Here is a 21,402-nt window from a genome sequence, read left to right on the forward strand (position 1 = left end):
GTCGGACCGGCGCCCACCGCGGGAGCGTGATCGTGGAGCCTTAGTTCGGGGTGGGCGCCGCGGACGTGGGAGTGACCCCCGTCGACGGAGTCACCTCATCGGAGCCTGCCGGGTCCTGGAGATACCCCTGATTCAGGTCGGAGGTCCACACGAGATTCACGTTGCCCTCGAGGCTCTGCGGCAGGAAGTCGAACGATACCCCGCCCGAGTCGTCCGTGCCGACCGAGACCCCGAGCGGCTGGCCCGCACGGCGCTCGAGATCGGCGATCGAGATGAGCCCCTCGGACTCGCTGGTCGTTCCTTCGGCAGTGCTGCTGGTCGGGGCGGGGGCCGCCGTAGCCGCGGATGCGGGCACGGCGCATGCCACCGCAGCGGCTGCACTGAGGGAGAGACCAAGCCCGAGGGCGATAACCTTCTTTGTCGCGTTCATGTCAGTAGTATATCAGTACACAACAGATGACACAAACGCTCGCCAACGTCGCGGAGTCACGCTCCTTCGGCTCAGCCGCCATCCGGGACCAGAGCGGGCAGCCCGTCGATCGACCGCGCGTTCTTCTGTGCCTGGTAGCGCTCGAGGCCATCCGGGCCCTTCTTCTCTGCCCACGGTCGCATGATGTCGCGGTCGGCGACGAAGTCCATCTGCGGCACGCCCCAGCCGCACGAGTCCGAGATGCGGTCCAGGTCGACGACGACGACCGCTCGAGCGCCGAGATGATCGGGATGCTCAGCCTGGACCAGCTCGAAAAGCGGGTCACCCGGAAGGGCGAGCCGGCCCGTCCCATGCAGACGCACGATGCGCGGCCGGGCGTCGAAAGAGCAGAACATGAGGCAGATCCGCCCGTTCTCGCGCACGTGCGCGATCGTCTCGGCGCCGCTGCCGGTGAGGTCGAGCCATGCCACCGAGTGTGGATCGAGGATGCTGAGCGAGTCCAGGCCGCGTGGCGAGATGTTGACGTGTCCCTCGGCCGCCAGGGGCGCCGTGCCCACGAAGAACATGTGCTGCGCCGTGATCCAGCCGGCGAGTGTGTCATCGATCCCGTCGAAGGTCTTTCCCATGGGCCGAGCCTACGCACTCCACGCCGACCGATCGACGCAGGCGATGCGTGCGGCTACCGGAACAGGCCGCTGTAGGCGTTGAGGGCGAGCTGGCCGCCCAGGTGGGCGTAGAGCACGTTGCTCGCCGCCGGGATCTCGCGCGAGCGCACCAGGTCGATCAGGCCGGCCAGCGACTTGCCCTCGTAGACGGGGTCGGTGATCATCGCCTCCAGCGAGCCGCCGAGGCGGATCGCGTCGAGGGTGCTTTCGACCGGAATGCCGTACAGATCACCCGCCCACCCCTCGAGGATCGTGATCTCGTCGTCACGCAGGTCGCGCCCGAGGCCGATCAGCTCGGCGGTGTGCCGGGCGATGCGCTCCACCTGGGCGCGGGTCTTGTCGATCGTGGCGGACGCGTCGATGCCGATCACGCGACGCGAGCGATCCTGGCCGGCGAAGCCGGCGATCATGCCGGCGTGCGTCGACCCCGTCACGGTGCAGACGATGATCGTGTCGAAGAAGACGCCCAGCTCGCGCTCCTGCTGCTCCACCTCGTAGGCCCAGTTGGCGAAGCCGAGGCCACCGAGGGGGTGTTCGGATGCTCCGGCGGGGATCGCGTAGGGCTTTCCGCCCTCGGCGATGACCTCGTCGATCGCCTGCTGCCAGCTCGAGCGGATGCCGATGTCGAAACCGGCGGAGTCGAGTGTGACCTTGGCGCCCATGATCCGCGACAGCTGGATGTTTCCCACCCGATCACTCAGGGGGTCGGGCCAGTCGACCCAGTTCTCCTGCACGAGGCGCGCCTTCAGCCCGAGCTTGGCGGCGACCGCGGCGACCTGACGCGTGTGATTGGACTGGTAGCCGCCGATCGACACGAGCGTGTCGGCGCCCTGGGCCAGAGCATCCGGCACCAGGTACTCGAGCTTGCGCACCTTGTTGCCGCCGAACGCGAGGCCGCTGTTGACGTCTTCGCGCTTGGCCCACACCTGGGCGCCGCCGAGGTGCTGCGTCAGCCGAGGCAGGTGCTGGATCGGGCTCGGCCCAAAGGTGAGGGGGTAGCGCTCGAAGTCGGTGATGGCCATGGTCGTCCTTTTCGCTGGGCGAGATCGTGTGCGCCACGCTATCGCAACATGTTGGATATTGCATATCTCATCGCGCACCTCGGATAGTCTGGGCGCAGAACCTCGAGGAGCCAGATGCCGATCCCGTCCGCCGTGCGCGTGCAGCCGCGAGAGCTCCTGCGCGACAACGTCTACATGTCGCTGCGCGACGCGATCGTCGACGGCACGCTCGCGCCAGGAGAGCGCCTCCGCGACACCGAGATCGAGTCATGGCTCGGGGTCAGTCGCACCCCGATCCGTGAGGCACTCCTGCGACTGGAGCGCGCGGGCCTCGTCGTCTCGCGACCTGGTCGTTCGACCACCGTCGCGCCGTTCGATGCCGCCTCGACCGTCAGTGCACAGCAGGTCGCCGCATCCATGCACGAGCTCGCCGCGCGATTGGCCGTCCCCCTGCTCACCGAGAGCGAACTCTCCGAGCTCGAGCACGCCAACTCGGCACTCGAGCGGGCGCTCGCAGACGGAGACACCGAGGCGGCGCTCCACGAGGACGACCGATTCCACGAGGTGCTCGTGCGCGTCGGCCGCAACACCATGGTCGCCGAGGTCCTCGAGATCGCCACTCCCCTGTTGCGCCGTGTCGAGCGCCTGAGGTTCGCGTCGTTCGGTGCGCGCGACTCGGTCGCGCAACACGCGGCGATCATCGCCGCCGCGCGTGCAGGCGACGCGGATGCTGCCGCAACCCTGAGCCGGGAGAACTGGCTCTCGCTCAGCTACGTCGCGGACTGACCGGCCGGCTCCACCGGGTCAATCGGAACGTCGGAGGATGTGCCCGATGTCGGACGATCCGGGCGTAATCCTCCGACCCGAGCCCGATCCTCCGACGTGCGAAGGGACGACTTCAGGCCGTGACGACCTGGGCCGTGCCGAGCGCGGCGTCCGGGCCCATCTCGTCGGCGATGCGGCGGGCCTCTTCGATCAGCGTCGCGACGATCTCGGACTCGGGCACGGTCTTGACGACCTGGCCCTTGACGAAGATCTGGCCCTTGCCGTTACCGGAGGCCACACCGAGGTCGGCCTCGCGGGCCTCGCCGGGGCCGTTCACGACGCAGCCCATGACCGCGACGCGCAGGGGCACGGTGACGTCCTTGAGGCCCTCGGTGACGCTGTCGGCGAGCGAGTAGACATCGACCTGCGCGCGACCGCACGAGGGGCACGAGACGATCTCGAGCTTGCGCTCCCTGAGGTTCAGCGACTGCAGGATCTGCAGGCCCACCTTGACCTCTTCGGCCGGGGGCGCCGACAGCGAGACCCGGATGGTGTCGCCGATGCCCTCGGAAAGGAGGATGCCGAAGGCGGTCGCGCTCTTGATCGTGCCCTGGAACGCGGGACCGGCCTCGGTGACCCCCAGGTGAAGCGGCCAGTCGCCCATCTCGGCGAGGAGGCGGTAGGCCTGCACCATGATCACCGGATCGTTGTGCTTGACCGAGATCTTGAAATCGTGGAAATCGTGCTCCTCGAAGAGGCTCGCCTCCCAGCGCGCGCTCTCGGCCAGCGCCTCGGGTGTGGCCTTGCCGTACTTCTCGAGCAGCCGCGGGTCGAGCGAGCCGGCGTTCACGCCGATGCGGAGCGACACACCGGCGTCTTTCGCGGCCTTCGCGATCGCGCCGACCTGGTCGTCGAACTTGCGGATGTTGCCCGGATTCACTCGCACAGCGGCGCAGCCGGCATCGATCGCCTGGAAGACGTACTTCGGCTGGAAGTGGATGTCGGCGATCACCGGGATCTGGCTCTTCTTCGCGATGATGTGCAGCACGTCGGCGTCGTCCTGCGACGGCACGGCGACGCGGACGATCTCGCACCCGGATGCGGTCAGCTCGGCGATCTGCTGCAGCGTCGCATTGATGTTCGTCGTCGGCGTGGTGCACATCGACTGCACGCTCACCGGCGCGTCACCGCCGACCAGCACCTTGCCGACGCGGATCTGCCGGGACTTGCGTCGGGGGGCGAGGACTTGGGCGACCTTGGGCATCCCGAGATTCACTGCTGGCACAGCATCCAGCCTACGCCGCCGGACGCCGGACGAGGCGGACGAAGCCCTCGGAGCGTGTGGTAGGTTCGGCCCCATGTCCGCGAACCGCACCTGGTGGCACTGCGCATAACGCGGTGTGTGTTCGTACGCAACAGACCGCTTCCGGGCGGTCTTCTTCGCTTGTGGGCGACCGCCCCACGACGAAAGACGACGATGACCGCCCCCCTCTCGCTCACAGCTCTCGCCATCGGCGACGCGCCGTTCGCCCTCATCGCCCGTGATCGCGACACCGTCGAGATCCTCACGGGCGACGTGGTGGACGTCGACCTGCTCGCCGACATCCCGCTGACGGATGCCGCGGGCAACCGCCGTGAGGTGCTCGCGCTCGTTCCGTTCCGACAGGTGCGCGAGCGCGGCTTCGTGTGCCACGACGACGGGGCGCCGCTGCGCTGCCTGGTCGTCGACCGCCACGAGTCGATCAGCCGGGCGGAGGCGTTCGCGCAGCTCCCGACCACCCCCATTGCGCTGCAGGATGCCGGCTTCGACATCGCCGACGAGGACTACGCCGCCATCGTCCGCCGCGTGATCGCCGACGAGATCGGGCACGGCGAGGGAGCGAACTTCGTCATCCGCCGCGACTACACCGCGACGGTCGACGCCGACGAGCGCGTCACCGCGCTGACGTGGTTCCGCGCACTGCTGGAGCACGAACGCGGGGCGTACTGGACGTTCGCCGTCGTCACCCCCGGGCACGTCGCGGTGGGCGCGAGCCCTGAGGCGCACGTCAGCGCGCGCGCGGGTGTTGTGAGCATGAACCCGATCTCGGGCACATTCCGGCATCCTGCCGGAGGCGCGACGGTCGAGACGCTGACGGAGTTCCTCGAGTCGACGAAAGAGACCGAAGAGCTCTTCATGGTCGTCGACGAGGAGCTCAAGATGATGAGCGCGGTCTGCTCGGACGGCGGCCGCATCACCGGGCCCCACCTCAAGGAGATGTCGCGCCTGACGCACACCGAGTACGTGCTGCGGGGGCGGAGCCGGCTCGATCCGCGCGACATCCTGCGCGAGACGATGTTCGCGCCGACCGTGACGGGGTCTCCGATGCAGAACGCGTGCACGGTGATCGCCCGCCACGAGACGACGCCCCGCGGCTACTACTCGGGCGTCGCGGCGCTGTTCACCCCCGCCGCCGACACGGACGGACCCACGCACGACCTCGATGCGCCGATCCTCATCCGCACCGCCTATCTTCAGGACGGCCGGCTGCGGGTGCCGGTCGGAGCGACGCTCGTGCGCCATTCCGATCCCTTTGGCGAAGTCGGCGAGACGCACGGCAAGGCGGCCGGGGTGCTCGGCGCGATCGGCGCGGTCGCACGCGACGCGGCCGGAGATGTCCGCGCGACGGATCCCGACGCGCCGGCACCCGCGGGGCGGCTCGCCGACGATCCCGCGATCGCAGCGCTCCTGGAATCGCGCAACGCGCGCTTGGCGGCGTTCTGGCTCAATCCGCAGGATGCCGATACCGGCGGACCCCTGGAGGGCCGGAGGGCGATCGTGGTGGACGCCGAGGACCGGTTCACGACGATGTTGGCGCACCAGTTGCGCCACCTCGGGCTGGACGTCGCGATCGTGCCGTGGGGCGAGGTCACCGACGAGCAGGTCGACGATGCCGAGCTGGTGGTGTGCGGCCCGGGGCCGGGTGATCCCCGTGACCCCGACAGCGAGCGGATGCGCCGCATGCGCGAGGTCGTGTCACGGCGCAGGGCAGCGGGCCGCCCGCTGCTGGCAGTGTGCCTGAGTCATCAGATCCTCGCCGACTCCCTGGGCATCGAGCTCGCACCGCTCGCCTCGCCGCATCAGGGACTGCAGCGCACCGTGGACGTATTCGATGCACCGGCCTCGATCGGGTTCTACAACACGTTCACCGCCCGTGTGCCGGCAGGGACCACGCGGGTCGGGGTCGCAGACGTCGCCGCCGACGCATCGGGCGACGTCTACGCGCTGCGCGGGCCGGGTTTCGCGTCTGTGCAGGGTCACCTCGAGTCCATCCTGTCCCGCGACGGCATGACGACCCTCGAGAGACTCGTCACGCACGCCTTGACCCCCGTCGAGGCCTGACGAGGTCCCTAGCGTTCGCCGATCCGTCGTTCCAGGAGCCGCCGCTCGGCAGCGTTCGCGGTGAGCTCGAGGGCGCACAGGTCCTCGGCGAGCGCTTCGTCTGCCCGACCGATTGCGTGCAGCATCCTGGCGCGCGCGGCATGCCAGAGGTAATACCCGGAGAGAGGTTCGGAGAGCGCGTCGACCTCCACCAGTGCGCGAGCGGGGCCGTCTACGCGCGAGACGGCGACCGCTCGGTTGAGCAGCACGATCGGCGACCGGTCGTACGCGAGGAGCATGTCGTAGAGGGTCAGCACCTGGAGCCAGTCGGTGGCTTCGTCGCTCACAGCGTCCGAGTGGCACGCGGCGATCGCCGCGTGCAGCTGCCAACGCCCCGGGCGACGAAGCATCGCCGCCCTCTCGAGCGCGCGCTGCGCCTCTGCGATGAGACGCGGATCCCAGCGGCTGCGGTCCTGGTCCGTGAGCAGCACGAGCTCTCCGTCCACGGCCCTGGCGCCTTCGCGCGCCCGGTGGAACAGCAGCAGCGCGAGCAGGCCCTGCGCTTCGGCCTCCTGCGGAAGTTCGTGGGCCACCACCCGCGCCAGCCAGACCGCGTCCTCCGCGAGATCGCGATCGGCCGCCGCATCGCCGCCCGCGACCAGGTGCGCCTCGCTGTACATCACCGAGACGACGGTCAAGACGATGTCGAGGCGTCCCGCCCGCTCCGTGCCCTCCGGAATCCGGAGGGGAATCCCCGCGGCGGCGATCTTGCGCTTCGCACGGACGATCCGCTGAGCGACCGTCGCCTCGGGCGTCAGCGTCGCACGGGCGATCTGTGCGGTCGTCAACCCGCAGATCGCACGCAGGGTGAGCGCGAGCTGGGCGTCCGGCGAGAGGGCCGGGTGGCAGCATCCGAACAGCAACGGCAGTCGCTCGTCGGGCCCGGCGTCGGCCGCCGAGGAAGGCATATCCTCGGGCTCGGCGAGAAGAACGAGCTTCTCGCGATAGCGCTTCTCGCGCCGCATCCGGTCGAGTGCGTCGTGCCGGGCCGTCTGCGTGAGCCACGCGCCCGGGTTCGGCGGCACTCCGCGCACCCGCCACTCGCGCAGGGCGACTTCGATCGCGCCCGCGACCGCTTCCTCGGCGACGTCGAGACTGCCCGACCAGCTCGTGAGCGCCGCGACGATACGTGCGGATTCCTCCCGCAGCACACGGGCGAGGAGGCGATCGGATGCCGCGGCCCGGTCATCTGGGCGACCTGGCGCCGCGGCATCCTCTCCGCTCACTGCTCCATGTGGCTGTAGTCGACCACCATCGGGCGGATCTCGACCGACGTGCCGGGCAGCTCGAGCATCGGCCACGTCTTGACGATCGCGATGGCAGCGTCGAGATCGGCGACGTCCAGCACGCTGAATCCACCGATCACCTCTTTCGACTCGGAGAACGGGCCGTCGACGACCACAGGCGCCCCGTCGCCCTGCCGGACGGTGGTCGCGGTGGTCACGGGCTGCAGCTCGGCCCCGGCGTCTGAGATCACGCTGCCGTGTGTTCCGAACCATTCATAGACCCGGCGGTAGACCTGCTCGGCGTGCTCGGGCGACACCGCAGCGTCGAGCTCAGGTGTGGAGGTGAACATGATGACGTACTTCACGGTCGTGTCCTTTCGTCATGGGAACCGTTTCATCCCCACAGCGAACGGGCAAGCCCGAAATCGACACTGGCCCGGAAAAAGATTCCCGGCGCACCGGATGCCGCGGCTACGGGCTGAGGATCGACAGCGGGTTGATGATGTCCGCGAGGATCAGGATCGCCCCCATCCCGATGAGGAGGATCACGACGACGAAGGTCACGGGCACGAGCTTGGTCGCGTCCACCGGCCGGGGCGGCGGGCGCCGGAAGAGCTTCGCCCACGCGCGCTTGATGCCGTCCCACACGGCGACCACGATGTGACCGCCGTCCAGGGGCAGCAGCGGGATGAGGTTGAAGACGAAGAGCGCGATGTTCAGCGAGGCGAGCAGGCCGAGGAATCCGGACACGCGATTGAGGATCGGCGCGTCGGAAGCGGCGACCTCGCCCGCGATGATTCCCGCACCCACAACGCTCAGCGGCCCGTTCGGGTCGCGTTCCCCACCGGTGATGAGGGTGACCGCCGTGTCGTACACCTTGACCGGGAGCTGCCAGATGATCCCCGCCACGGCGCCCACATTCTCGAACGCCGCCTGGGGACCCGCCCAGATCGGCTGCGGCACGAGAGTGGACTGCGGACTGATGCCGACGAAACCGACATCCACGGTCTGCGGGGTGCCGTCGGGGTTCAGCACAGCTTTCCCGTCGGCATCGAGCACGGGCCGGGTCGCCAGCAGCGGCGTGACGGCGATCGACATCTCGTTGCCGCCCCGATCGATCACGAAGGTGAGGGTGCGCCCGGGGGAAGCCTTGATGATCGAGGATGCCTCATCGAAGGTGGTCACCGCGGTGCCGTCGATCGAGACGATCGTGTCACCGGGAAGAAGGCCCGCGGCGGCGGCCGGGGCGGTCGGGTCGCTCGCGACGCAGTCGGTGCGCCCGGCGTCGGCGGGGATCACGCACGCGCTGAGGCTCGCGACTGTCGTCGATGCGGTCTGCACACCGATACCGCTGAACAGGATCGCGAAGAGGACGATCGCGAACAGCAGGTTCATGATCGGCCCGCCCAGCATGATGACGACGCGCTTCCAGACCGGCAGCTTGTAGAACACGCCGGTCTCTTCGCCCGCGATCAGTGTCTCGTCATTGACGACCCGCGCGTCCTGCACCATCGTGGCGAAGAATCCGCCGCCCGCGCGCCCCGACGCAGATCCGGCGGCTGCGGCCGCCCGCTCCTTGGGCGAAGGGGGGTACATGCCCGCCATCGAGATGTATCCGCCGAGCGGGAGCGCCTTGAAGCCGTACTGCGTCGAGCCGATCCGACGCGACCACAGCGTCGGACCGAAGCCGATCATGTACTGACCGACCCGGACGCCGAATCTCTTGGCCGGGAAGAGGTGACCGAGTTCGTGGAGCGCGATCGAGACCCCGAGTCCCACGAAGAGCAGGACGAAGCCGATGATGTAGGCGACGACGGTCACAAGCTCACGGTACTCGCGGTTGGCTTTGAGTTCGCCGAACCGTTGGCCGGGACCGGTGGATGAGAGGATGGACGGGCCATGCCGACCGATGCCGCGCCCTCGAACCTCCCGCCCGTCCTGCGACCCGACGCACCGCCCGTGCGCGCGCTCGACGACCTCGCCGCGCGATTCGCCGAGGAGGTGCGCGGTGAGACGGCCGGGCGAAAGGTCAGCGGAGTCACCCTCGCGACCGCCGATCTGCGACCGGGTGAGGTATTCGTCGCGATCCGAGGCGCCAACCGCCACGGAGCGGACTTCGCTGCTGCCGCGGCCGAGAAGGGCGCCGTCGCGATCGTGACGGACGCGGCCGGAGCGGACATCGCGGCAGAGGCCGGCATCCCGATCATCGTCGTGGGAGATCCGCGCGGCGTGCTCGGCGAGCTCTCGGCCTGGGTCTACGGCACCGGACCCGGCGACGATCTGCCGCTCCTGTTCGGCACGACCGGCACGAACGGCAAGACGAGCGTCTCGCACCTCTTGGAGGGCATCCTGACGCAGATCGGCGTCACCGCCGGCCTGTCCTCGACGGCCGAACGTCATATCGCCGGCCAGGTCATCGTGTCACGCCTCACGACGCCCGAGGCGTCCGAGATGCACGCTCTGCTGGCGCTCATGCGCGAGCGCGGAGTCGAGGCCGTCGCGGTGGAGGTGAGCGCGCAGGCGCTCAGTCGGCGCCGCGTGGACGGCATCCTCTTCGATGTCGCGGGCTTCACCAACCTCACGCACGATCACCTCGACGACTACGCAGACATGCAGGAGTACTTCGAGGCGAAGCTTCCGCTCTTCCGCCCCGACCGCGCCAAGCGTGCCGTCATATCGCTGGATTCCGCCTCGGGCACCGAGGTGGTCGCCCGGTGCGAGGTCCCGTATGTCACCGTGGGAGCGCCGGCGATCGCGGCGGATCCCGTCGCTGCGGCCGCAGCCGATTGGACGGTCGAGATCGTCGCCGAGCGACAGACCGGCACCGAGTTCACGCTGGCCTCATCGGTCGACGGCCGCTCGCTGACCACGATCGTGCCCGTCATTGGGCGGCACATGGCCGCCAATGCCGGTCTCGCGATCGTCATGATGCTCGAGGCGGGCTACGCGTGGGACGACATCGCATCGGCGCTCGCCCGCGACGGCGCGATCGAGGCGTACCTCCCCGGCCGCACCGAACGGGTCTCGGGCGACCACGGCCCGGCCGTCTACGTGGACTTCGGCCACTCCCCCGACGCGTTCGAGAAGACGCTCGGCGCCGTCCGTCGTGTGACGCCCGGCAAGGTCGTGATGCTGTTCGGCGCCGACGGCGATCGCGACGCCACGAAGCGGCACGACATGGGGCGAACCGGCGTGGAGGGCAGCGACATCCTCGTCATCACCGACCACCACCCGCGGTTCGAGGATCCCGACTCGATCAGGGCCACCCTCATCGAGGGAGCGCGTCTCGCGCGTCCGGACGCCGAGATCCACGAGTACTCGCCCCCGGAGCGCGCCATCATCGAGGCTGTCGCCCTCGTCGGCGAGGGGGATGCGATCCTCTGGGCCGGGCCAGGACACCAGGACTATCGCGACATCCGCGGCGTCCGCACCCCCTACTCCGCCCGCGAGCTGTCGCGGCGCGCACTGCGCGAGGCGGGGTGGCCCGTACCCGAGCCGCATTGGCCGGTGCCCTACCCCGACGACGAGACCCCCGCATCCGATCCGCTGCGCCCGGTCTACCCGGAATAGAGCGCTTCGTCCCCTCGCTTCGCTCGTCGCTCGACGACCGGTGGGTCAGTACGCTCGCTCAGTGCAGGTCTCCGAGAGACGAACGCCTCAGTCGGATGCGGCGATCACGCGCTCCGCGGCCCTCCGCGCCCATTCCTCCGCCGCCGTCAGCGCCTCGCGCGTGAGCTGCTCCGGCGGCTCGTGCGCGTCCACGACACGCTCGATCGTCTCCACGATGCCGGTGAAGGCGAGCCGACCCTCATGGAACGCGTCCACGGCCTCCTCATTGGCGGCGTTGAAGACGGCCGGGTACGTGCTCCCGGCCCGCCCTACGCTCTTGGCGAGCCGGACTGCGGGAAATGCGACCTGGTCGAGCGGTTCGAACGTCCACGACGACGCCGTCGTCCAATCGAGCGGACGACCGACGCCGCCGATGCGCTGCGGCCAATCCAGGCCCAACGAGATCGGCAGGCGCATGTCGGGAGGTGAGGCCTGGGCGATCGTGGACCCGTCGATGAATTCGACCATGGAGTGGACGATCGACTGCGGGTGCACGACGACGTCGATGTCTTCGTAGTCGACATCGAACAGGAGGTGCGCCTCGATGACTTCCAGCCCCTTGTTGACGAGTGTTGCGGAGTTGGTCGTGACGACGCGGCCCATGTCCCATGTCGGATGGGCGAGTGCCTCGGCGGGGGTGACCGCGGCCAGCGACTCTCGCGAGCGGCCACGGAACGGTCCGCCGGAGGCGGTCAGCACGAGTCTGCGCACCTCGGCCTTCTCGCCGGAGCGCAGGGCCTGCGCGATGGCGGAGTGCTCCGAGTCGACGGGTACGATCTGCCCCGGCTGCGCGATCGCGGTGACCAGCTCGCCGCCGACGATGAGCGACTCCTTGTTCGCCAGAGCCAGGATGCGCCCGCACTCGAGCGCGGCGAGCGTCGGACCGAGCCCCACCGAGCCGGTGATCCCGTTGAGGACGACGTCGGCATCGATGTCGCGCACGAGCTGCTCGGCCTCGACCGCCCCGATCGCGGTGTCATCGACCTGGAACTCGGCGGCCTGCGCGGCCATCGCCTCGCGGCTCGTGAACGCCGACAGCCCGACGACCTCGAAGCGGCGCGGGTGGGAGCGGATGACCTCGAGCGCCTGCGTGCCGATCGAACCCGTGGAACCCAGAACTATGACGCGGCGCATGCAGTCATGTTAGTGACTGCATGCGCCGCGTCGTGTCGCGCGAAGCCGCGGAAAGGCACGGCCGGCGCATGCAGTCATGTTAGTGACTGCATGCGCCGCGTCGTGTCGCGTGTCAGCGGGCTACTGCGCAGCGGCGGCGTGCTGCACGCCGAGGATGTCGACGACGAACACCAGCGTCTCGTCCTTCAGCTCGCTGGTTGCATCCGCACCGTAGCCGAAAGCGGGGGGGATCACGACGAGAACCTGGGAGCCGACGGTCGCCCCTTCGAGCGCCTGCTGGAAGCCGGCGACGACGCCTGTCGTCGCGAACGCGACCGGCGCACCCTTGGTCCAGCTCGAGTCGAAGACGCTGCCGTCCGACCACTTCACGCCGGTGTACTGCACGAGGACCTGATCACCGGATGCCACGACCGGCCCGTCGCCCTTCTTGAGGGTTGCGAGCTGGACCTCGGTGGGTGCGGCGGTGCCGGGGAGCGTGATGGTCGGTGCTCCGGTGCCATCGAGCGTGACGGTGGGCATGCCGGCGACCGGGGGCTGGTCGGCGCCCCACGCGGCGTTGGGGACGACCGACAGCAGGTCGAACACGTAGACCTCGCCGGCGGAGTTCTCGCTTGCCGGGAACGTGGCGACGATCCGCGTACCGGGGGTCGCGCAGCCGAGCACCTGACCGAGAGGACTCGTGGTCGACACCTGTGCGGGCAGGACCTCACCGGGGTTGTAGCCGACCGCACCGAGCTTCTCGCCCGTATCTGCCGAGTACGCAGACAGACCGTAGGCGACCAGGTCGCCCGCCTTGATCGGCGTACCGCTCCCCTCGGTCACGACAGTGCGCTGGATCGAGTCGATCGTGAGCGGCGAGCTGAACGTCGCGGCCGAATCCGTCCCGAATGCACCGTCGACCTTGACTGACTCCGACGCGGGACCCGAGGGGGCAGCCGCCGCGCAGAGATCGGCCGCAGCCGTTGCGGACGGACTCGCGGAACTGTCGGGAGTGCTGGATGCGCTGCATCCGGACAGGACGAGCGCCGTTGCGGCGGCGATCACGGAGAGAGTGACGATAGGACGAATGCGCACGACGGACCTCATCAGATAAGCACTGGGCTGCGAAGGGGAGAACCCCCATCCTCGCGTACATTTCCTCTGTCCTGGCTGGGAGCGGGCCATGCACGGGGCGGAATAGAAAGCGGAGTACCCTCGACGGGTGACTTCCGAGGAGAATCCCGACCCCGAAGAAGCCGAGGCATCCGATCCTCCCCCCGCCGTGCGGCGCATGGGTGCGACATATGCTCTCGGCCGTTTCGTGCTCGCTCCGCTGGCCCGTCTGATCTACCGGCCGAGGGTGGAAGGCAAGGCGAACGTCCCGCGTTCCGGCGCGGTCATCTTCGCGAGCAATCATCTCTCGTTCATCGACTCGATCGCGATCCCGATCGCGTCCCCGCGCCCCGTGCACTTCCTCGCGAAGTCGAGCTACTTCGACGGCACGGGCGTGTCGGGATGGGCGTCCCGAGAGTTCTTCACCGCGATCGGAGCGGTTCCCGTTCAGCGCGGTGCCGGTCAAGCAGCCCTCGCAGCGCTCGATCAGCAGCGCATGCTCCTCGAGGAGGGCAATGCGGTCGCGCTCTACCCCGAGGGCACGCGGTCACTCGACGGGCGACTCTACAAGGGGCGTACCGGAGTCGCCTTCCTCGCGCTGCAGACCGGCGCCCCCGTCGTCCCGGTCGGTCTGATCGGCACGGACAAGGCCATGCCGGTCGGCGCGCGGATGCCGTCGCTGAATGCGAAGATCACGGTCCGGTTCGGAGAACCGCTCGACCTGTCCCGGCACGGCTCGGCAGATTCGGGCAAGGCGCGCCGGCTCGCCACCGACGACATCATGGATGCGATCCACGGCCTGTCCGGCCAAGAGCTGGCCGGCGCCTACAACGAGGCGCCCGCGAGCACCCCGATCGAACGCATCAAACAGGTGCTTCCGCACGAGCGGCGCTAGCCGTCTCGGCCCGCCACCCGGGTGACGGGCTCGTGGCGGACGGGGAAGTTGACCGAGTTCGCGATGAAGCACCACTCTCGCGCCTGGGCGTGCGCGGCGGCCGCCGCATCCACCATCGACGGGTCCGCCACCGTGACGACGGGCCTCAGCACGACCTCGCGAAAGGCGCCCCCTCCCCTGCCGTCTTCGACCATCGTTGCGCTCGCGTCGTCCTCGTAGCCGACCACGACCACTCCCGTCTGCACGCACGCGTGCAGGTAGGAGAGAAGGTGGCACTCGCTGAGGGCGGCCAACAGGAGGTCTTCCGGGTTCCAGCGACCCGCGTCTCCGCGGAACGGCTTGTCGGCGGATGCTTCCAGCGGAGGCTTGCCCTCGATCGAGATCGTCACAGCGCGGTCGTAGTCGCGGTACCCGCTCGTGCCCGTGCCCCGGTCCCCGGTCCACACGGTGTGCAACGCGTAGAGATGCTCGCCGAACATATCCCCAGTCTGACACGCGCCGCCCGGCGCTCAGCCGGCACGGCGGTAGGCTTGCGTCGTGCCGCAGACCTTCACCGTCTCTGATGCCGTGGAGCTCGCCGTCGTCGAGCGGAGCGGGTTCGTCGAGTCCCGGCACGCGGGCGCGGCGATCGTGCTCCATCCGGATGGGACGGTCGCGACGCAGCTCGGCGACACCAGCTCTCCGATCCTCCCGCGGTCGAGCCTCAAGCCGCTCCAGGCCCTCACGTGCCTCACCGCCGGCGCTCCGCTCGAAGGCGAGCGCCTCGCCCTCGCGACGGCGAGCCACTCCGGCACCGATCGTCACGTGGGCGTGGTTCGCGACATCCTGGATTCGGCGGGCCTCACCGAAGAGGCCCTCCGCTGTCCGCCGGCCTGGCCGGGTGACTCCGACGCACGCGATGAGCTGATCCGCGAGCGTCTGCCCCCCGCACGCGTGCGGATGAACTGCTCCGGCAAGCACGCGGCCATGCTCCTCACCTGCGTGACGAACGGGTGGGATGCAGCGACCTACCTCGACCCGCAGCATCCGCTGCAGGTGCAGATCAAGGAACTCGTCGAGCGCCTCACCGGCGAGAAGGCGGTCGCGACCGCGATCGACGGCTGCGGCGCACCGGTGCACACGACCAGCCTGGCCGGGCTCGCCAGGGCGATCCACCGGATCGGCACGGCGTCCGAGACCTCGCCCTTCGCCCTGCACCGCAGCGCCGGTGCGCTCGTGCGCGCGGTGCGCGAGAACCCGTGGACGATCGATGGGCCCGGCCGCGCCGACACGATCGTGATCGAGCGTCTCGGCGTCTTCGCCAAAGGCGGCGCCGAGGGCGTCATGGTGATGGTCGCCCCCGACGGCACCACGACAGCCCTGAAGATGCTCGACGGCAGCGGCCGCGCCGCCACCGCGGTCGCGCTGCGCCTGCTCGAGCGGGCAGGCGCGCTCGCGTCGAGCGATGTGGCCGACGCGATGGCGTCACTCCCCCTGTCGGTCTCCGGCGGGGGGATCGATGTGGGCGCGATCCGCCCCGCTTTCTGAACAGCGCTCGCACACTGAGCGGGAAGGACCAGTCGATGAGGATCTGCGTACCCACCGAAGTCAAGAACAACGAGTACCGGGTGGCCCTCACCCCCTCCGGCGTGCACGATCTCGTACGCGCCGGGCACGAGGTGTTCGTGCAGAGCGGCGCCGGCGCCGGTTCGTCCATGACGGACTCGGAATACGCGGAAGCCGGTGCACAGCTGCTCGACGATCCTGCCGAGATCTGGGCTCGGGCTGAGCTCCTCCTCAAGGTCAAGGAGCCGATCGCGAGCGAGTACGGCTATTTCCGTGACGACCTGCTCATCTTCACCTATCTGCACCTCGCGGCGGATCGACCGCTCACCGACCGGCTCGTCGCCGACGGCGTCACGGCGATCGCGTATGAGACGGTGCAGCTGGTCGGCGGCGGGCTCCCGCTCCTGGCCCCCATGAGCGAGGTCGCCGGGCGCCTGGCACCCACTGTCGGAGCTGCCACCCTCATGCGCTCGGCGGGCGGACTCGGCCTGCTCATGTCGGGGGTGCCCGGCACCCGGCCCGCGCAGGTGACGGTGATCGGCGGCGGTGTCGCCGGCGCGAACGCGGCGGTGATCGCCGTCGGCCTCGGTGCCGACGTGACCGTGTTCGATACGAACGTGCAGCGCCTGCGCTATCTCGACGATCACTTCCAGGGGCGGGTCAAGACCGCCGCCTCCAACCCCCTCGATCTTGACCGCGCGGTCGTCGGATCGGACCTCGTGGTCGGCTCCGTACTCATCCCCGGGGCGAAGGCGCCGAAGCTGGTCACGAACGAGATGGTGGCACGCATGCGTGCCGGCAGCGTCCTGGTCGACATCGCCGTCGACCAGGGCGGGTGTTTCGAGGACACGCATCCGACGACACACGCCGACCCGACGTTCCCTGTGCACGGCAGCGTCTTCTACTGCGTCGCGAACATGCCCGGTGCCGTGCCGAACACATCGACCTCAGCCCTGACGAACGCGACCCTCCCCTACATCCGCCAGATCGCCCGACTCGGGTGGCGGGACGCCCTGCGGACGGATGCCGCGCTCGCGGCCGGGCTCAACACGTCGGGCGGCTCCGTGGTCAATGCGGGCGTGGCCGCGGCACATGGATTGGCTGCCGCATCCCTCGCGGACGTCCTCGCCTGAGACGGGCGCGACGCGGAGGCCGTACGGCCGCCTCCGGCGTCAGGCCAGTCCACCGTCTATCGACCGACCGAAGTCCGCCGGGTCCTCGGGGACGAGAACCTCGGTATCGCGATTCAGCGCCTCGCCGCGGAAGAACGCCTTGGATCGCGGGAACGCGAACCAGATGAGCATGAGGACGACGCCGACGCCGAGCGCGCCGATCCCGACGACGAACGTGCCGCCTACCCCGAGGAGCACGGTGTTGCCGTAGTCGACGTCGTACATGTCGATCGCCGATTGCACGAACGCGTAGGTGAGCATGAGGGCGCCCAAGAGGGGGAACAGGAACCGGTAGAAGAAGTTGCGCGGCGAATTGAACAGTTCTCTGCGGAAGTACCAGACGCACGCGTACCCGGTGATGCCGTAGTAGAAGGCGATCGCGAGGCCGAGCGACAGAATCGAATCCTGCAGGATGTTGTCGCTGATCAGAGTCATGCCGACGTAGTAGACCGAAGCGACGATCCCCATGACGAGCGTCGAGAACGACGGCGTCTTGAACGTGGGGTGCACGACGGCGAAGCGGCGCGGGAGCGCCTTGTAGGCGGCCATCGCGAGGGTGCCGCGCGCGGTCGGCAGAATCGTGGTCTGGGTGGACGAGATCGCTGAGATCATCACCGACACGACGAGGACCCATCCCACGGGGCCCAGCAGCCCGTCCTTGATGGCGAGGAAGAAGTCATCGGCGTTCGCCTCGTTGCCCAGGCCCGTGCCGCTGTCGCCGAGTCCGGCGTACATCATCGCCGCGACGGTCACGCCCACGTACGTCACGAGGAGCACGATCGTGGTCAGGAGGGCAGCGCGACCGGGGATGCGCTTGGGATCCTTGGTCTCTTCATTGAGAGACAGACACGTGTCCCAGCCCCAGTAGATGAAGATCGCCAGCAGGATCGCCTGGATGAAGGCGTCCCAATCGGTGAACGCCAGCGGGTTGAACCACGACCAGTCGAACGGCGTCGCGCCGGGCGCGGTCCCCGCGAAGAACTGCCAGAGCGCCGCCACCACGAAGATCGCGAGCGCCAGATACTGGATGCCGAGCAGGATGTTCTGGATCCGCTCGCCGATCTCGACCCCGCGATAGCTGACCCAGGTCATGAGGGCGATGAAGACGACGCCTGTGGCAGTGACGAGCGGGACGTTGTCCGACAGCAACGCGTCTTCCGGCGAACTCACGATGCCGTCGATGAGCGCCCAGAAGTAGATCGCGGCGATCTGCGCAAGGTTGGCCAGCACCACCATCCCGGCCACCGCGACGCCCCAGCCGCCCATCCAGCCCACCCAGGGACCGAACGCCTTCGTGCCCCATGTGAAGGTGGTTCCACAATCCGGGACGGCGTTGTTGAGCTCGCGATAGGCGAATGCGATGAACAGCATCGGGATGAAGGCGAGGACGAACACGATCGGCGCCTGTGCGCCGACCGCGAGAACGACGAAGCCGAGCGTCGCAACGAGGGAGTAGACGGGAGCCGTCGAGGCGAGACCGATGACGGTCGAACCCCAGAGGCCGAGTGTTCCGGCTGCGAGACCCTTGCCTTCGGGGCGGGCGAGATCGATCGGAGTGGTAGACACATGCTGAACGTACGGTGAGCGATGATCAGCGGTCAAGTGGCTTCACCCCGATACTCGTCACCGGCCCGACCCCCAGCGGCGTCGGCGCACGGAAGCACGATGCGCTGCGCCGCGCAGTCTTCCCGTCGCAGCCATGCGCGTCGCCGCCCTGGTTCGCAGTACGGCGGCAGGTCGCGCTCGCCCGCGACGATGCGATACTCCTGCGCGCACGCCGCATCGATCACGAGATCGTGCTCGCCGCGGATGCGCGCCAGCAGGCCCCAGTGCCTTTGCCATTCGTCCGGCTCGCCGACCACGGCGACCGGAATGCCTGCCGTGGCGGCATCGCCGACATGTGGCGCGTCGTCGATCCTGACGATTGCAGCGCCTGCGTCCTGCCACCGTGCCAGCACCGCACGCGTCGCCGCCGAGCGTCGTGCGACGAATCCGGTGAGCGGGGCCGCCGGCATCCACCCCACCGGCGGCTCGGGCGGGATGCCGGGCTCGGATCCGACGCCGACGTCGGATGGGTCGCACCAGGCGAACTGGATCGCCTGACCGTCGAGCCGCCCGCGTCCGGGCGGTGGGCTCGGGAGGTGGTGTGCGGGGTCTCCGCCGACCCCGATGTACTCGGCGCGCGAAGACATCGCCAGGAGCGCACGCCGCGGCACGAGCTCGACGACGCGACCGACGGCGCCGGTCAATCGACGCGCGGAGACCACCACGAGGACCCCCGCATCCCCTGCGCCGCGAATGAGCTGCTCGATGCGTTCGAGGATGACGTGGGCATAGTCCTGCGGAAGCCGCACGGTGAGCGCGTCGAGATCGTCGATGACCACGACCGATCCGCGCGCTGCCGGCTGAGCAGCCAACCGCGCCACCGCGTCCCACGCCTGCTCGCCCGCGCTCGTGATCCTGAACAGGTCGCCGGCGCACTGTGCGGCGATCGTGCGCAGCAGGGCCGTCTTGCCCGTGCCGGCTCCGCCGACCACGAGAAGGCCGCGATCATCGAGGGCGAGCACGGCCGCGTGCTGACGCTGGCGGTCGGGCTCGTCGATCAGTCCGAGCAGGATCTCACCCGGCACGCGGCGATGTTCACTGCGCAGCTCGGCGAGGGGAACCGTCGCAGGCAGATCGGGCAACCAGGGGCGGCGCGGAGGCGCGCCACTCGAGCGATCGCACACCGTCGCGATGTCGTCGGGCGTGCTGAGCGCGACCCGAACCGCCTCGGGCGCGGTGTCTCCGGCGCGGCGCACGAGCGCGAACCCCCGGCCGTCAGGCCCCCCCGGCAGAGCCGCCGCCTCCGGCGACCCCACCACCGCCCTGCTGTCGGCCTCATCGATGACGCGAAGGCTCAGCCGCAGCGGGCAGTTCGTGAGCAGCGCCTCGCGGATCACGCCGGCCACGCGCTGCGTCCCGAGGATCAGATGCATGCCCAGGGCACGACCGCGCGCGGCCACGTCCGTGAACACGGCCTGCAGCTCCGGATGCGTCCCCACCAGCGCGGCGAACTCGTCCACCACGATCACGAGCCTGGGCAGCTGCACCCGCGGGTCACGGATGTCGCGGGCTGCGACACGCGCCAGCTCGCCCTCGCGCCACCGCACCTCGGCCCGAAGGCTCTCGATCGCTCTGCGCGCACCCGAGCCGTCAAGATCGGTGATCACGCCGGTGACGTGAGGGACCTCTGCGAGTGCGTCGAACGCCGTCCCGCCTTTGAAATCGGCGAGAAGGAACGTGACCTCGGCGGTGGAGTGGCCGGCGCACAGCGAAAGGATCCAGGTGATGAGCAGCTCGCTCTTACCCGAGCCCGTCACGCCTGCCACGACGGCGTGCGGCCCGTCCGAGACGAGATCGACGGTGACCGAGCGGCCCGCACGCGTCGCGATCACCGCGCGGAGACCTTCGTGCGCCTGTCGTGCGTCGCCCAACGCGCCGCCCAGCAGCGGCCCCAACAGGACGGGCCCGGACGGGCCCTGACCCTCATCGAGCACCGTGAGAGCCCTCTGGGCGAGCGCGCGCGCGATCTCGGCGGCCTGCACCGCGCTCAGCGCCTCGACCTCGAGCTCGACCATCTCGCCGCCGTAGTCGAGCTGTGCGTGCACGGGTGAGGTCACACTCAGGACCGCCGCACATCGCGCGGGAACGGGAACGCGCGCGTGTGCGATCACGATGTCGCAACCCGCCGGTACAGCCTCATCCGGCCCGATCAGACCTAGAGCGATGCCCTCTCTCGCGCGGCGGTGCGGCAGTTCTTCGGCCCAGGCGTTCTCGTCGCTGAGCGCTCCGACGATGCGCAGGCGGCCAGGCGGGAGCGCCGAGCACACTTGGATCACGAGCGCGCGTACCACGGCGGGTGCGACGGGAGCCCTTCCCACGACGGCGACGCCGGCCCCGAGCGGCACCGTGATCGGAGCAGCCTCGAGGGTCGCGGCACGCGCTCGGACCGCCGTCGAGGCAGCGTCACCCTCGCCGCCGGTCACGCGCACGCCGCTCGCGCGAGCACCCGCCCCGACCACCAGCGCTTCGGATCGGGCGGGAACGGCCCGCCAGACTTCGTCATCGCACGTCGCCAGCGTCGCCACATCCGCATGCGTGGCGCGGAGCCGTTCTCGCTCGCTCTCGTGTCTGACGGCCACCTCGGCGATGACTCGTTCGCGGGCTACGTCAGCCTCCGTCTGGGCCCGGCGCCGATCGCGACGGGTTCCGCGCGATGCGTCGAGCAGCGTCGCCGCGGCGATGAGCGGGCCCAGCAGCGCGAGCCACAACGACAGGACCGACCCGGTGACCAGCCACAGCGCGACCGCTCCGAGCACGGGTACGAGCGACGCGAGCAAGGGGATCCCGGCGCGGCGGGGTGCGACCCAGGCGGCGGGGAGCACGAGAGGCTCTGCGTCCACAT

Annotated in this window: 18 protein-coding genes; 6 read left to right on the forward strand and 12 right to left on the reverse strand. The window is 69.4% G+C overall.

Annotated features, from left to right (window positions below; translation table 11 throughout):
- Positions 1 to 40 precede the first annotated feature (40 nt).
- From F6B43_RS05650 to F6B43_RS05660, 3 genes are all read right to left on the reverse strand, one after another.
- Positions 41 to 430 carry a hypothetical protein gene (locus F6B43_RS05650; RefSeq protein ID WP_150447863.1) on the reverse strand — a complete coding sequence of 130 codons (390 nt, stop codon included), beginning with the start codon at positions 428 to 430 and terminating at the stop codon, positions 41 to 43.
- A 71-nt stretch (positions 431 to 501) separates the two neighbouring features.
- Positions 502 to 1,056, reverse strand: coding sequence for a pyridoxamine 5'-phosphate oxidase family protein (locus F6B43_RS05655; protein WP_150447864.1), 555 nt, complete (start codon positions 1,054 to 1,056; stop codon positions 502 to 504).
- 53 nt (positions 1,057 to 1,109) lie between these two features.
- Positions 1,110 to 2,117 carry a 1-aminocyclopropane-1-carboxylate deaminase gene (locus F6B43_RS05660; protein ID WP_150447865.1) on the reverse strand — a complete coding sequence of 336 codons (1,008 nt, stop codon included), beginning with the start codon at positions 2,115 to 2,117 and terminating at the stop codon, positions 1,110 to 1,112.
- Between the two features lie 114 nt (positions 2,118 to 2,231).
- Here F6B43_RS05660 and F6B43_RS05665 point away from each other — a divergent pair, with 114 nt between their 5' ends.
- Positions 2,232 to 2,882 (forward strand): GntR family transcriptional regulator, encoded by a 651-nt coding sequence (locus F6B43_RS05665; RefSeq protein ID WP_150447866.1) that lies wholly within the window; start codon positions 2,232 to 2,234, stop codon positions 2,880 to 2,882.
- Between the two features lie 112 nt (positions 2,883 to 2,994).
- Here F6B43_RS05665 and ispG read toward each other — a convergent pair whose 3' ends face one another.
- Positions 2,995 to 4,146 carry a flavodoxin-dependent (E)-4-hydroxy-3-methylbut-2-enyl-diphosphate synthase gene (gene ispG / locus F6B43_RS05670; RefSeq protein ID WP_211368026.1) on the reverse strand — a complete coding sequence of 384 codons (1,152 nt, stop codon included), beginning with the start codon at positions 4,144 to 4,146 and terminating at the stop codon, positions 2,995 to 2,997.
- Positions 4,147 to 4,338: 192 nt separating this feature from the next.
- Here ispG and F6B43_RS05675 point away from each other — a divergent pair, with 192 nt between their 5' ends.
- The gene (locus F6B43_RS05675) at positions 4,339 to 6,243 is read left to right on the forward strand and encodes an anthranilate synthase family protein (protein WP_150447867.1); all 1,905 of its coding nucleotides are present in this window, start codon (positions 4,339 to 4,341) and stop codon (positions 6,241 to 6,243) included.
- A gap of 8 nt (positions 6,244 to 6,251) precedes the next feature.
- On the opposite strand, the gene F6B43_RS05680 is transcribed toward F6B43_RS05675, so the two are convergent.
- The 3 genes from F6B43_RS05680 to F6B43_RS05690 form a co-directional block, all read right to left on the reverse strand.
- Positions 6,252 to 7,508, reverse strand: coding sequence for an RNA polymerase sigma factor (locus F6B43_RS05680; protein WP_150447868.1), 1,257 nt, complete (start codon positions 7,506 to 7,508; stop codon positions 6,252 to 6,254).
- Positions 7,505 to 7,873, reverse strand: coding sequence for a YciI family protein (locus tag F6B43_RS05685; protein WP_150447869.1), 369 nt, complete (start codon positions 7,871 to 7,873; stop codon positions 7,505 to 7,507). The genes F6B43_RS05680 and F6B43_RS05685 overlap by 4 nt, the downstream gene beginning before the upstream one ends.
- A 106-nt stretch (positions 7,874 to 7,979) precedes the next feature.
- The gene (locus tag F6B43_RS05690; protein ID WP_150447870.1) at positions 7,980 to 9,329 is read right to left on the reverse strand and encodes a M50 family metallopeptidase; all 1,350 of its coding nucleotides are present in this window, start codon (positions 9,327 to 9,329) and stop codon (positions 7,980 to 7,982) included.
- Between the two features lie 78 nt (positions 9,330 to 9,407).
- Between F6B43_RS05690 and F6B43_RS05695 the strand changes: the two genes are divergently transcribed.
- Positions 9,408 to 11,078: a Mur ligase family protein gene (locus F6B43_RS05695; protein WP_150447871.1), complete on the forward strand. Its 1,671-nt coding sequence runs from the start codon at positions 9,408 to 9,410 to the stop codon at positions 11,076 to 11,078.
- Positions 11,079 to 11,165: 87 nt separating this feature from the next.
- Here F6B43_RS05695 and dxr read toward each other — a convergent pair whose 3' ends face one another.
- Positions 11,166 to 12,251, reverse strand: a complete 1,086-nt coding sequence (gene dxr / locus F6B43_RS05700) for a 1-deoxy-D-xylulose-5-phosphate reductoisomerase (protein WP_150447872.1) — start codon at positions 12,249 to 12,251, stop codon at positions 11,166 to 11,168.
- Between the two features lie 120 nt (positions 12,252 to 12,371).
- The gene (locus F6B43_RS05705; RefSeq protein WP_150447873.1) at positions 12,372 to 13,325 is read right to left on the reverse strand and encodes an FKBP-type peptidyl-prolyl cis-trans isomerase; all 954 of its coding nucleotides are present in this window, start codon (positions 13,323 to 13,325) and stop codon (positions 12,372 to 12,374) included.
- A 127-nt stretch (positions 13,326 to 13,452) separates the two neighbouring features.
- On the opposite strand from F6B43_RS05705, the gene F6B43_RS05710 reads away from it, so the two are divergent.
- Positions 13,453 to 14,238 (forward strand): lysophospholipid acyltransferase family protein, encoded by a 786-nt coding sequence (locus F6B43_RS05710; RefSeq protein ID WP_425486800.1) that lies wholly within the window; start codon positions 13,453 to 13,455, stop codon positions 14,236 to 14,238.
- Here F6B43_RS05710 and F6B43_RS05715 read toward each other — a convergent pair.
- Positions 14,235 to 14,717 carry an OsmC family protein gene (locus F6B43_RS05715; protein ID WP_150447874.1) on the reverse strand — a complete coding sequence of 161 codons (483 nt, stop codon included), beginning with the start codon at positions 14,715 to 14,717 and terminating at the stop codon, positions 14,235 to 14,237. The two genes, F6B43_RS05710 and F6B43_RS05715, sit on opposite strands and share 4 nt — an antisense overlap.
- Before the next feature lie 58 nt (positions 14,718 to 14,775).
- Here F6B43_RS05715 and F6B43_RS05720 point away from each other — a divergent pair, with 58 nt between their 5' ends.
- Both F6B43_RS05720 and ald read left to right on the forward strand, forming a co-directional pair.
- Entirely contained in the window at positions 14,776 to 15,765 is a 990-nt protein-coding gene (locus tag F6B43_RS05720) for an asparaginase (protein ID WP_150447875.1), read from the forward strand.
- Positions 15,766 to 15,800: 35 nt separating this feature from the next.
- Complete coding sequence (gene ald, locus F6B43_RS05725; RefSeq protein ID WP_150447876.1) at positions 15,801 to 16,916, forward strand: alanine dehydrogenase; 1,116 nt, start codon at positions 15,801 to 15,803, stop codon at positions 16,914 to 16,916.
- A 39-nt stretch (positions 16,917 to 16,955) separates the two neighbouring features.
- On the opposite strand, the gene F6B43_RS05730 is transcribed toward ald, so the two are convergent.
- Together F6B43_RS05730 and F6B43_RS05735 are read right to left on the reverse strand one after the other, a co-directional pair.
- The gene (locus F6B43_RS05730; protein ID WP_150447877.1) at positions 16,956 to 18,521 is read right to left on the reverse strand and encodes an APC family permease; all 1,566 of its coding nucleotides are present in this window, start codon (positions 18,519 to 18,521) and stop codon (positions 16,956 to 16,958) included.
- Between the two features lie 32 nt (positions 18,522 to 18,553).
- Positions 18,554 to 21,400, reverse strand: coding sequence for an FtsK/SpoIIIE domain-containing protein (locus F6B43_RS05735; protein ID WP_170285565.1), 2,847 nt, complete (start codon positions 21,398 to 21,400; stop codon positions 18,554 to 18,556).
- Between the last annotated feature and the right edge of the window lie 2 nt (positions 21,401 to 21,402).

Origin of the sequence: Microbacterium rhizomatis (assembly GCF_008710745.1) — a bacterium.
Lineage (GTDB): Bacteria > Actinomycetota > Actinomycetes > Actinomycetales > Microbacteriaceae > Microbacterium > Microbacterium rhizomatis.

What these genes read in the sequence shown, in the direction of transcription:
- F6B43_RS05650 (WP_150447863.1), bottom strand. Translation starts at nt 430, where the DNA reads ATGAACGCGACAAAGAAGGTTATCGCCCTCGGGCTTGGTCTCTCCCTC.
- F6B43_RS05655 (WP_150447864.1), bottom strand. Translation starts at nt 1,056, where the DNA reads ATGGGAAAGACCTTCGACGGGATCGATGACACACTCGCCGGCTGGATC.
- F6B43_RS05660 (WP_150447865.1), bottom strand. Translation starts at nt 2,117, where the DNA reads ATGGCCATCACCGACTTCGAGCGCTACCCCCTCACCTTTGGGCCGAGC.
- F6B43_RS05665 (WP_150447866.1), top strand. Translation starts at nt 2,232, where the DNA reads ATGCCGATCCCGTCCGCCGTGCGCGTGCAGCCGCGAGAGCTCCTGCGC.
- F6B43_RS05675 (WP_150447867.1), top strand. Translation starts at nt 4,339, where the DNA reads ATGACCGCCCCCCTCTCGCTCACAGCTCTCGCCATCGGCGACGCGCCG.
- F6B43_RS05695 (WP_150447871.1), top strand. Translation starts at nt 9,408, where the DNA reads ATGCCGACCGATGCCGCGCCCTCGAACCTCCCGCCCGTCCTGCGACCC.
- dxr (WP_150447872.1), bottom strand. Translation starts at nt 12,251, where the DNA reads ATGCGCCGCGTCATAGTTCTGGGTTCCACGGGTTCGATCGGCACGCAG.
- F6B43_RS05715 (WP_150447874.1), bottom strand. Translation starts at nt 14,717, where the DNA reads ATGTTCGGCGAGCATCTCTACGCGTTGCACACCGTGTGGACCGGGGAC.
- ald (WP_150447876.1), top strand. Translation starts at nt 15,801, where the DNA reads ATGAGGATCTGCGTACCCACCGAAGTCAAGAACAACGAGTACCGGGTG.